The sequence below is a fragment of the Paenibacillus sp. LBL genome, assembly GCF_029893715.1.
In the GTDB taxonomy this organism is placed as follows: Bacteria; Bacillota; Bacilli; order Paenibacillales; family Paenibacillaceae; genus Paenibacillus_AQ; species Paenibacillus_AQ glucanolyticus.
The window spans coordinates 25,569-37,516 of record NZ_JARXYU010000029.1 but is presented as its reverse complement, the minus strand read 5'-3'; the positions used below and the strand labels follow the sequence as shown (position 1 = coordinate 37,516).

Genomic DNA, 11,948 nt, shown 5'->3' with positions numbered 1-11,948 from the left:
AAACTAAACAACCAGTCGCCGGTTCATTTCCGCCAACTGGCTGCTTAAACTTGCAAGGTGTTTTGATCCCTGTCTCACAAACGGGGGTCAGTCCCCGATGTTCTCGCTTGCTCTTTTTGTTGGCGGATCACACCCGCCAAATTTGCTTAAAATCCAGCCAGCCCAGATTATTGATGACTACACCCTTGTATGATGAATGTAACTGCGCTTGAAACTTGGAATGAATCAAGAATGAGACCTGTGCCTCCTCCCGAAGCCTTTCCTCAATGTTCGCCAAGAGATTCAGCCTTTCCTTGCACTCCTCACTGGCAAGCGCATCATCAATGCATTCTTTCACCCAGTCGTGCAGCGACGGATCCATGAATTCCTTGACAACGCTGTCCTCCTGCTCGTAATTTTCGATCAAGCATACTTCTTCACCAGGCAGAACAAGACCTTGCAGGATACAATCCATATTACTCATCACTTCTGGTTTGTGAATGGTGTCCATCTTCTCTTCGCAGATGATCAATTGAATGCCAATGGCAGCGCATTGATTCTGAACCCATTCCGCATCTTTCATATGATGAGCGAGAGAACCCATTCGAATGGGGGAACCGTCATAACCTGACTGCTGCAGCAGTTGTTTAGCCAAATCCGGATCGAATCGATCTTTGTGGTAAGCCGCTCCATCGTCTATCAGAAAACCTCTGGCCGGATACAGTCTGTACTCCCCTAATTCACGTACCATTCCGGACCGATTGAGAATCAGGCTGAAAGCACGTCGAAATTCGATGGATTGATATGGCCCCGGCTTCCTCATGTTCCACGTAATCAAGGTGGTACAGCCGTTCAGAGATTCAACGGTGTCCATGCCACTCATCTCTTCCGTAGGATCGCTTGGATCCGAATCCTGCAGCAACCGCTCCCACCTGACATCAGAGTGCTCTGCATCTTCCGGCATAAAGATGATTTGGACGCTGTCCAAGTGCGGCCGCCCCTGATAATAATAGGGACTCGCCCGAATAGACAATCGATCCTCCGTCCATTCCTCTACCTGAAAAGGTCCCGTCCCCACAGGAAGCTTCCAGTATTGCTCCTCATTGAAACGGAGCAAATGCTGCGGCACAATCGACATGCACGTGGCAGAGAGATACCGTATAAAGATCCGATTCGGTTTATTGAGGATAAATCGAACTTCGCGAGGAGAGACCACTTCAACGTTTTTTAGTTCGCGTAAGATCCAGCGGTTTCTTTTTCGTCCCAAGCGTTCCATCGTAAATTTCACATCATCTGCGGTTAATTCTTTGCCGTCATGAAACAGAATCCCTTTCCGAAGATGGAAGGTCCAGACCGTTGCGTCATTGTTGTTCTCCCAGTGATGTGCAATCGCCGGAAGATACTGATCCGTAGCGTTCTCATAGATCACCAAGCGGTCGAATATCTGCTGGATCATATGAGCCGGAAAGCTGTAGTAGCATTCTGCGGGATCCAGCGTATCAATTAACCGGTAGACGGGAAGCCGCAAGGAATCCCTTGCTTCCTCTCCCTCCTTCTCCTCCTTGCAGAACCCGAAATGCCCATTCATCCATTCCACATAAGACTCATGCGTGCGGATTTCCTCACCGTAGTTGCGCATCAGCTCAAAGGCTTGTTTATATTCTCCTTTTTCCGTGAGCTGTTGTGCCGCTTCCTGCAGCAGCGCTTCCTTATCCGCCTGAAAAGTCAGCATGGAACGTATCCCTCTTCCACGGCCTGCCTTCCAGATGATCCATTCCTTCTCTTCCAGCTTGCGCAGAACCAGCTTGGCGTTTCGAGCTGAACAATACAGCGTGTTGGCAATCTGTTCAAGTGTTACTTCCGTAGCCATGCTGGCTGGAGCGTTAACAGCAAGCTTTTGGTGCAGCATAAAATATTGTTCGTGCAGCATTGCAATCCGCTCCCTCCTGGTAAATTCTATACGTTTTATTTTACTCGGAGATCGATGGGAGCGCGAGTGCCTTTTCGGTAGAAATCAATTATAGTCAAACATGACAAAAACGAGTTCAATGAATATTTGCATGGGACAATCTTCCTACACGTTATAAAGAACCTCCTCGAAACGTAGAGCATTATTTTCCACGACCGGCCTTTTTGTTGTTTTAAGCCAGAACGAATAAATTTCCTTAATCATGCAAGACTACCTGTATCTAGAGCAACATCATAAGGTGGTTATCCGCATGATACGATTTAGAAATCGAAAAAAACCGCAAAAAAATCCGAATCTGACCACTCGCAGAACGCCTGGTACACCAGAGAAACTGACGGGCTGCTTAGAGTCTGATTTAATGATCGTACGCTCCTGCTTAGGAGACAGTGACGACATCGAAATTCGCCATCTGCATATTTTCAATGAATTTCAAGGCGTTATCATCTACTACACAACCTTGGTCGACACCCTATCCATATATCGTGATATTCATAAACCACTGATGTATAAGCCTCGTCATCTGGAGGACAAGTCTATTCATTTGGATAATCTGATGGACACCCTGATGAATGAGACCTTGTACATTAGCGAAACGGCACGGGTATCTGATGGAGCTGACATTCTGGATGCCATTACAGAAGGCAGCACCGTGCTGCTCATCGATGGCATTCCCGGCGGCCTTGTGCTCGACACTAGGCAAATTGAGAAACGAGGTATCGAGCAGCCCCAAACCGAACATTCCATTCGAGGTCCGAAGGACGGGTTTATCGAGGTATTGGATTCCAACATCTCCCTGCTGCGTGCTCGTATCAAAGTGGGCGATTTTCGAATAAAAATTGTTCGCATTGGAAAAAGAACGAAAACCCGAGTCGCCTTATGTTACATCGAGAGCATTGCCAATCCCAAACTATTGAAGGAAGCGGAGAAACGACTTTCCAAGATTGACATCGATGGCATCCTGGATTCCGGCTATATTGAGCAGTTCATAGAAGATCATCCCTACTCCCCATTCCCTCAGGTTCAAAACACAGAACGACCGGATAAGGCCACTGCCTCCATCCTCGAAGGAAGAGTTATCATTATGGTCGATGGGTCCCCTTTCTCCCTTATCATTCCGGCGGTGTTCAACCAATTCTATCAAGTGACGGATGATTATTCGGAACGGTTCATCATGGGGAGCCTGGTTCGATTTATCCGGCTTCTGGCGATCGTCTTCTCCCTTATATTTCCTGCCCTGTACGTCTCCATTATCTCCTTCAATCCGGAGATGATTCCGACAGACTTCGCCGTGGCCGTGGCCGGTGGGCGGGCCGGTGTCCCCTTCCCTGCCGTTGTGGAAGTATTACTCATCGAGGTGTCTATGGAAGTGCTGCGGGAAGCGACGCTTCGATTACCGCAGCAGATCGGCGGTGCATTGTCCATTGTCGGCGTGCTTGTTGTTGGCGAGGCCGCCGTAGGGGCAGGCTTTGCCAGTCCGATCACGGTTGTCGTCATCGCGCTGACCACGATCGGTTCTTTTGCTACACCAGCCTACAATGCGGCCATCTCGATCCGAATGCTCCGATTCCCTCTGCTGATCGCCGGTGGGATGTTCGGGCTTTATGGCCTCATGATCGGTCTGATCATCATCATGAATCACCTGCTGTTCCTTGACTCGTTTGGCGTTCCATATATGAACCCGGTAACTCCGGTAAGCAAACAAGGGCTGAAGGATTCCTTGATTCGAGGACCGCTCTGGAGTTTCAAGAAGCGGCCCAGCCATCTGCATACCCTGGATGATGATCGATTAGGCTACGAAGGAGTGCCGAAAGCTGAACCTGTTCTTCAATCCAACAAGCAAGGAGAATAAGTCATGCAAGCTTCCTCACATATCACGGAGCGGCAGGTCGGTGCAGTGGTCATTAGTGCCATTATTGGTGTGGGCATACTTGCCCTGCCGCGAATAGCCGCAGAAGAAGCCAACACGGGGGCTCCTCTTGTCACACTGCTTGGAATCGGAATCGCGTTTATCGGTTTGCTCCTGCTCACGCTGCTGGGCATTCGCTTCCCTCGTGAGAGTATTTTCGAATATGGACAGAGAATTATAGGGCGCCCCTTGGCTTATGTGTTTAATACATGTCTAGCCGTCTTCTTCATCTTGCTGACCGCTCTGGCGGTGCGCGAATTCGGAGAAGTCATTACATCAGCCGTCCTCCGGCGGACTCCAACAGAAGTCACCATTATCACCATGATGATATTAGTCGTAATGGCTACAAGACAGAAGCTGTTGAAATTCACATACTTCCATGTCTTCTATCTCCCGTTCATATTAGTCCCGGGGCTTGCCATCGTCCTGGTGTCCTTGCAAAATGCTGAACTTCTGAATCTTCAGCCGATGATCGGGAACATTCCTGCACGATACGGAAAAGGGGCATTAACGATTGCCGCCTTGTTCCAGCCGGCTTTTATCGTTACACTGCTGATCCCGGCTATGCAAACGCCAAAAAAAGCAATCAAATCCTTTCTGGGCGGCATTTTCATATCAGGTACGCTGTATATGCTGATTGTCTGCGCCGCTGTAGCTGTATTCGGACCGCATGAGATCAATCATCTCATGTGGCCGACTCTGGAACTCGCGCGGGCCACCACCATTCCGGGTGACACCTTGGAGCGCCTCGATGCTATTTTTATCATCGTATGGGTGGTCTCGGTCTTTACCTCACTCGCAGCAAGCTACTATATATCGATTAATGGTGCCCAGAAGGTATTCGGAAGTCAGGATCATCGTTTCATTAGCCATTTCTTTCTCCCTTTCGTCTTTATTCTGGCGATGATCCCCAAAAGCGTGTTTTCCTTGTACGTGTTTGTGGAGATTGTGGGAATAATCGGACTGGTGCTGACCATAGGCTATCCCTTCATATTACTGATCGTGGCTTTATTGAGGAAAGTTAGAGGTGAACCGCATGGGAATTCTAGCGAAGTGCAAGAGACAGATTAGCTTTATGCTTCTGGTTTTATTAGTGCTCTCACTGACAGGCTGCTGGGATCGAATTGAAATCGAGGACCGGGCCTTGATTCTGGGGATTGGCATTGATGAGGCTGAGGAAGGGGCAAGCAGTACAGAAGATTTAACTACCCATTCCAGGGAAGAAGCAGCGCCACTGGACAATCGCATGATTCGATTAACGGCGCAGATTGCCGTACCCGGCCGTATTCCGTTAGGTCCTGGCGGTAATGGAGGCTCGGCCGAGGGCAAAGAAGAACCGGTCTGGGTGGTTAGTGTCGTGGGACATACCATTAATGATGCCATGAATAATCTGCAGCAGGAAATTGCGGATCCCCGGTCATTGATTCATCTTCGAGTCATTGTTGTCAATGAGAACGTTGCACGTAGAGGCATGGACGATCTGAATGATTATTTGCGCCGTAATCAGGAGGTTCGCCGATCCACATGGCTTCTGATAACCGATAACAAAGCGGCGGATTTAATGGGAGTTGCTCCGCCATTAGAGCGGGTACCTACCTTATATTTATTGGCCATGCTTGAGAAGGCTGCCGACATGGGGAAGTTCCCGAAGAATTCCCTCTCCAACTATTGGAATAGTGAATCGAAGCTGGGGCAGAACGCCTACCTGCCCTACGTATCGATTCGTCAAAAAGAAAACATTCTGATTAAAGGCTTGGCCTATTTCAATTCCAATAAGCTGGTCGGTACGACCACACCCATCGAAATCGGTGCTTACATGGCGGCTAAGGGATTTAATCCCGGGGGTTATACCGCAATGTACAATGTTCCGGGTATTGGATATGTTACGATCCGTGCTACAGAGCGCCAGTCCAACATCAAAGTCGACATACGGAATGGTAAACCTCACGCAACGATAAACGTCCGAATCCAGGCTGAATTGGCCGAGAAATACAGTCCCAAGCCAGGGATGGACGATCAGGAAGAGTTGAACATGGCTGAGAGGGGATTTAACCGGTTTGTCAAAGAAATGATCACGAGTTTACTTGAGAAAACTCAAAAAGACAAATCGGATATTATAGGTTTCGGTGAGATCGTAAGAGCAAACAACCGGGATTACTGGCACAAACACATTCGTGACAAAAATGACTGGGCCCTGTTGTACTCCAACATGACGTACACTATTCATGTGAGCTCCGATATAAGAAGAGTCGGCATGAAGGTAGATTAGGGGGGAATTGATATGGTTTCTGTGTTTAACTCTGCAGCTTATGCAAGCGTGATGCTCCTTGGATCGGGTCTAATGATGCTGACGGTCGACCGGAAAAATTATAAAGCAAGAAATATGAAAAAGGAGTACCGCTATTCCATCATTTTAGGAGTACTGCTGATCGTGCTGTCCGTCCTTGCCATCTGGAGTTACTTTACGATATTTCATACTTGACCGATGGTATGTAGATGGAAAGACCCCGCGCTGCCGCTTCCGGCAAAGCGGGGTCTTCGTGTATCCAAGCTGATGCAAACCGCTTGGTTCATGCGTGTTGATTCATGCGTGTTGATTCATGAATTCTGCTTCATGAATGCCACGACTTCTTCAAGCCGCATCTGAACCTCCGTATTCTCGTGCATATCCTTCAATCGCACCTGTCCCGCAGCCGCTTCCTCTTCGCCGATCAGAATGACATACGGGATGCCATCGGAAGAGGCCTTCGACAGCGTCTTTTTCAATTTCCGTCCGTTATGAGCGAATTCGGTACGTAATCCTTGGTTTCTGAGGACTGCAGCTGCTCGAAGCCCTTCCGGAATGGCATCTCCTATCGGAATAACAATCACCTCCGGCTTGCTCGTTCCCATTGGGCGGTTGCGGATCATTTCCATGATGGATTCCATTCCGAACGACAGCCCAACCGTCGGATAGGCAATATCATCCCTTCCGACGAGGTGTGCGATAATGGCATCATATCGTCCCCCTCCGCCCAGGCTTGAACGGTAGCTGCCCGAGACATCAAAGATTTCATATACGGTACCCGTATAGAAAGACAATCCGCGTGAAAGAAATGGATCGAACACACAATCCTGCTCAAGCCCTACTCGCTGCAGCATGTCTTGCAGCATCTGGACTTCACGTGCACCGGGGTTGTCGCCTACGCGGTATCTCCCGACAATCTGTTCGAAGGACGGCTCTTTAAGATCAACAAACTCAAGGATGTGATCGCAAACCTCAGGAGCCAGCACCTTGCTCACCAGTTCTTGCCGAACTCCTTCCCTGCCAATCTTCTCGATCTTGTCGAGCGTTAGCATTACCGTTGATTTCATCTCTGCGGGAACGCCCATCGATTCAAGTACCTCCCCCAAAAATCGGCGGTTATTCCATCGGAGGAGAACCGGAATCTCCAATCTCCGAAACGCTTCAACTGCGAGCTGCATCAGCTCGACCTCCGCTTCCGGACCCGGAATCCCCACCACATCGACATCGCATTGCAGAAATTCCCGCAATCTTCCCCGCTTAACGGGTCCATCCCGAAAGACCTTCCCCATCTCAAACCGTTTAAACGGCAGCTCGATACCGGGGTTAAAGGCAATCACCTTGGCAAATGGAATCGTCAAATCGTATCGTAGACCCAGGTCTCGCTTTCCCTGATCGGTCAGCTGATACATCTCCTTCTGAATTTCTTCTCCGCCTGCATACTTCGAAGACAACAGTTCCCGCTCATTCAGGATGGTGGATTCCATCTCCTCATAATCATAGCTCTCAAACACGTCGCGCAGTGTGGACTGCACCTTTCGCCGAACGGCCTGCTCCTTGCCAAAATAGTCGTATGTCCCTTTTACGTTCTGCACCTTAGATCATCCTTTCTTCTTCTGAAAATAAAAAACGCGCCGGACCTCTTGGTCCCGCGCGCTTGGTATGCGGCAGGGAGGCCAACGCGAACAGCGTCAGCCCACCCTGATTGGTTACAGGTGTGCTAACGCTGCTTGTGATGATGAAGTTGATTCCATTGGATGTTCATCATGATATAATCCCCTTCACTCCATAAATGATTAAAGGGAATTATACCTTAATCCATTCCTGTATTCAAGCAATACCCAAAGTTAAATAGCGCGCGTCCAATGACGATGCGCAGCGATTGCCTCCATGAAGGCTTGTCCGAACGGTTTAAGCTCCTCATTCTCCTGAGCAATCACGATACCTTCTCCATTTGCGGATGGCAGCAGATTAGCCCCTTCCGCAATAGCGCCGATTGGCTTGAAATGCTGGTAGGCTTCCTTGATAAAATCGAGAGTCTTCGGCTCAGTCAGGAGCTCCGACACGCTTAAGGCGCCCCCTGCGACAAGCACCGCGTCAAACAAGACCGAATCAGCCCCGAGGAGGGAATGCTGAACCTCCAGCTCCCCGCTGGTTTTACCCTTAATGGTCCCCAGCTTCGGACTAACCACTTCGGCGATGATGCCCGCTTGCTGCAGCTGGGATAACACAAACGGCAACTCGTCCGTGAATCCGTTACCTGCAAGCACAGCCACCTTACGCGTTAAGGGCAGCTTTACCGTATTCATCATGCTCAGCGCAGGCGAAGACTCACTGGAAGCCGAACCGCTGGTTTGGGGAGGAATCGTTCCGATGCCTTCCGAAATGCGGGTTGCGAGATCACTGTCGACATGAGCAAACAGATCAACGACCTGCTGGCGGATTTCCTTCCGCTGCACCTTACCAAGCTCGAATTGGAAAGCGGATACGATATGCATTTTCTCCACATCCGACATACTGTTCCAGAACATCGCCGCCTGGCTGAAGTGATCCTTGAAGCTATCGCTGCGGGCCTGGACCTTGCGTCCCTCTACCTTCTCCGTATAGTGCTCGTAGCCGCCTTTCTCAGGCGGAACCGGCTTCGGCGTATTGCCGGCGATGCCGTTCTTGTGATAGCTGACCGGTCCCTTATTGATGGTCATGCGGTGCATACCATCCCGCTGGTTGTTGTGAACCGGCGCAACGGAACGGTTGATCGGAATTTCATGAAAATTCGGTCCGCCCAGCCGGGATAGCTGCGTATCGGTATAAGAGAACAGACGACCTTGCAGCAGTGGATCATTCGTGAAATCAATACCGGGAACGACATGTCCCGGATGGAATGCGATTTGTTCCGTTTCGGCAAAGAAATTATCCGTATTGCGATTCAGTGTCATTTTGCCGATGATTTTTACCGGAATGATCTCTTCAGGCCATACCTTCGTCGGATCGAGGATATCAAAGTTAAAATCGAACTCGGCCTCCTCCGGAATCATTTGCACGCCAAACTCATATTCCGGATAATTCCCGGACTCGATGGCATCCCACAGATCACGGCGATTAAAGTCGGGGTCCTTCCCTGCCAGCTTCTGCGTTTCGTCCCATACGAGGGAATGTGTGCCGAGTACCGGTTTCCAGTGGAATTTCACGAAATGCGCTTTTCCCTCCTCATTCACGAAACGGAAGGTATGCACGCCAAAGCCCTCCATCATCCGAAAGCTTCGCGGGAGCGAGCGGTCGGACATTGCCCACATAATCATGTGCGCACTTTCTGTGTTGTGAACAACGAAATCCCAGAAGGTATCATGAGCGGACTGGGCCTGCGGAATCTCGTTATGAGGCTCCGGCTTTACCGCATGAATGAAATCGGGAAACTTCATCGCATCCTGAATAAAGAATACCGGCATGTTGTTGCCCACCAGATCATAATTTCCTTCTTCCGTGTAAAATTTGGTCGCAAAACCGCGTACATCCCTGACCGTGTCAGCTGAGCCTCTGGAACCTGCAACTGTGGAGAAACGGACGAATACCGGTGTGACCACGGAAGGATCCTGAAGGAACTTGGCTTTTGTATAGTCTTTCATCGATTCATATACCTGAAAATAACCATGTGCCCCGAAACCGCGGGCATGCACGATCCGCTCCGGAATTCGTTCATGGTCAAAATGCGTCATTTTTTCCCTAAAGTGAAAGTCCTCCATCAATGTCGGACCGCGTTCACCAACTTTAAGCGAATGTTCATCCTCAGAGACGTTCAGTCCCTGATTGGTTGTCAAGTTCTTGCCGTCATTGTCTACCGTGAATTGCTCCAGCTGTTGGTCCTTGCTTGTCTTGTTCTGGTTGTTAGCATTCGGATTGGAATTTGAATTGTCCATTTGTCGGAACCTCCTGGTATGTAGTAGATGAGCATCTGACGAGTGCAGCGATTGGCAACAGATCCGCTCGTGAACCCGAGATTTAATTACCCTGCAAAATGGAATGCGAATCCAGTTTCATCATTCCTTCATAAAATGCTCATGGAATGAACGCCAGCGGTTCCAGCCCCACCGGTATTAACCAAAAAAGCAGCCCACTCCGAAGAGCTGGACTGCTTATAACCTAAGCCGCATGCCTTCCGGCATGAGTAGTTCATACCTCCGATGCTGGCGGCCCATCTCCTTTTTTATATGCGATTTGCACATAACACGAGCTTGGAGCATGTTTTGTACACCATACAGAAGAAAAAATGATCTCAATCCACTCAGTCCGGCTCAGCCGACTCTGCTGCCCTGTCACTAGATTGCAGATGCATTGATTCTGTGTATCTCTTATACCTTCACGCGATCCGCTATCTGAATCAGACGCCTGATACCTTCTTCCAGCTGGATCTCACTGATATACGAATAACTGAGCCTGATCCACGAATCCATCCTATCCAGAGGATCACAAATACGCCCGGGAACAAAGGCTATCGACTCAGCAAGACATTGCCGCAATAACTCATCCACGTTGACGTTGTTCGGGAGCTCTATCCACAGATTCAACCCTCCTCCCGGGCTGGTCCATCGCCAATCCGTAGCCTCCAGCAGCTTCTCCATTCTGGCTTTACGAAGCTCCAGCGCAATTCGAAGCTTAGCCACATGCTCCTGAAGCCTGCTGGAGAAGAAATAATGCTGGAATATCTTCTGGGTCAGCAGCGGCGTTCCATTGTCCGAAAGGGCCTTGATCGGAATAATGGCATTCATCAGCTCCGGACGGGCAGCCAGCACCGATATTCGCAAGCCGGGAGCCACATATTTGCTGAAGCTTCGAATGTGAATGACATACCCTTCGGTATCGTAATAAAAAAAGGGCAGCGGCGGCGGATCTCCGAAATAGATGTCGTGATATACCTCATCCTCCACCAAAATGCATTGATACCGTTCCGCCAATTCAACCAGCGCCTTGCGCTGTCTGACGGGAACCGTATATCCCGTGGGATTCTGAAATGTAGGGTTCATATAGAACAGCTTCGGCTGCTCTGTACGCATAAGAAATTCGATCTGTTCGAGATCATATCCTTGCGGCGCAATCTCGACGGGAAGCAGCTTCACATTCTGCTGCACAAACAAATCAATCGCCGGACTGTATGTCGGCCGTTCAATCAATACGCGATCTCCGTCTTTCACCAAGGAACGTGAAATCAAGTCAATTGCCTGTTGAGAGCCCGTTGTGATCAGCAGCTCTTCCGGATGTACCGTTATGCCTTGTTTCTCCATAAAATACCGGGCCAATTCCGCTCGCAGCTCTATATCTCCGGACACCGAGGAATAAGTGCTCAGCACCTTCGGATACATATCAAACACTTGTTTGACATGATTGGACAGGTAGGCATTGGGCAGCAAACCAGGATCAATCAGGGCTTCGGACATTTGGTAATCCACTTTCTGCCTGTGAATGTCCGATAACCGGCTGCGATGGACATACAGCGATCTGGCCTGATAATCCCATGATCGGTTGTCCCGATGCGATGCTCGCGATGCATCGGCGGCTGCCGATTCCGATGCCGATACGAAATATCCCGATTTGTATTTTACGTGAACAATCCCATCTTCCAGCAGCTGCTGATAAGCCTTCAGCACCGTCAATCGATGAACGTTCATTCTCTCGGCCATCACTCGCACGGAGGGCAGTTTGTCCAGTTCCTTCCACTCACCTTGGGTTATGCCATCCACGATAGCGTCATAGACAGATTGCTGCAGCTTCCGTTTTTCATGTTTAGCTCCCACCGTTGTGATTTCCATAGATGTTTC

8 protein-coding genes are annotated in these 11,948 nt (G+C 49.6%); 4 read left to right on the top strand and 4 right to left on the bottom strand.

Annotated elements, in window-relative coordinates:
* Window positions 1-127 precede the first annotated feature (127 nt).
* Complete coding sequence (locus tag M2277_RS30590; protein WP_280756328.1) at window positions 128-1,909, bottom strand: ABC transporter substrate-binding protein; 1,782 nt, start codon at window positions 1,907-1,909, stop codon at window positions 128-130.
* Between the two features lie 289 nt (window positions 1,910-2,198).
* On the opposite strand from M2277_RS30590, the gene M2277_RS30585 reads away from it, so the two are divergent.
* From M2277_RS30585 to M2277_RS30570, 4 genes are read left to right on the top strand one after another with little or no spacing between them, the layout of a single operon-like run.
* The gene (locus M2277_RS30585; protein WP_376167126.1) at window positions 2,199-3,797 is read left to right on the top strand and encodes a spore germination protein; all 1,599 of its coding nucleotides are present in this window, start codon (window positions 2,199-2,201) and stop codon (window positions 3,795-3,797) included.
* 3 nt (window positions 3,798-3,800) lie between these two features.
* On the top strand, window positions 3,801-4,925 hold the full coding sequence (locus tag M2277_RS30580; RefSeq protein WP_280756327.1) for a GerAB/ArcD/ProY family transporter: 1,125 nt from the start codon (window positions 3,801-3,803) through the stop codon (window positions 4,923-4,925).
* Complete coding sequence (locus M2277_RS30575; RefSeq protein WP_280756326.1) at window positions 4,891-6,123, top strand: Ger(x)C family spore germination protein; 1,233 nt, start codon at window positions 4,891-4,893, stop codon at window positions 6,121-6,123. The genes M2277_RS30580 and M2277_RS30575 overlap by 35 nt, the downstream gene beginning before the upstream one ends.
* A 12-nt stretch (window positions 6,124-6,135) precedes the next feature.
* On the top strand, window positions 6,136-6,336 hold the full coding sequence (locus tag M2277_RS30570) for a CLC_0170 family protein (RefSeq protein WP_006210782.1): 201 nt from the start codon (window positions 6,136-6,138) through the stop codon (window positions 6,334-6,336).
* A 116-nt stretch (window positions 6,337-6,452) separates the two neighbouring features.
* Here the strand turns inward: M2277_RS30570 and M2277_RS30565 are convergent, their stop codons facing one another.
* The 3 genes from M2277_RS30565 to M2277_RS30555 all read right to left on the bottom strand — a co-directional run bounded on the left by M2277_RS30565 (window position 6,453) and on the right by M2277_RS30555 (window position 11,939).
* On the bottom strand, window positions 6,453-7,733 hold the full coding sequence (locus tag M2277_RS30565; protein ID WP_036639339.1) for a histidine--tRNA ligase: 1,281 nt from the start codon (window positions 7,731-7,733) through the stop codon (window positions 6,453-6,455).
* A gap of 252 nt (window positions 7,734-7,985) precedes the next feature.
* Window positions 7,986-10,052 (bottom strand): catalase, encoded by a 2,067-nt coding sequence (locus M2277_RS30560; protein ID WP_036639341.1) that lies wholly within the window; start codon window positions 10,050-10,052, stop codon window positions 7,986-7,988.
* Between the two features lie 432 nt (window positions 10,053-10,484).
* Window positions 10,485-11,939, bottom strand: a complete 1,455-nt coding sequence (locus M2277_RS30555) for an aminotransferase-like domain-containing protein (RefSeq protein WP_280756325.1) — start codon at window positions 11,937-11,939, stop codon at window positions 10,485-10,487.
* Window positions 11,940-11,948 lie beyond the last annotated feature (9 nt).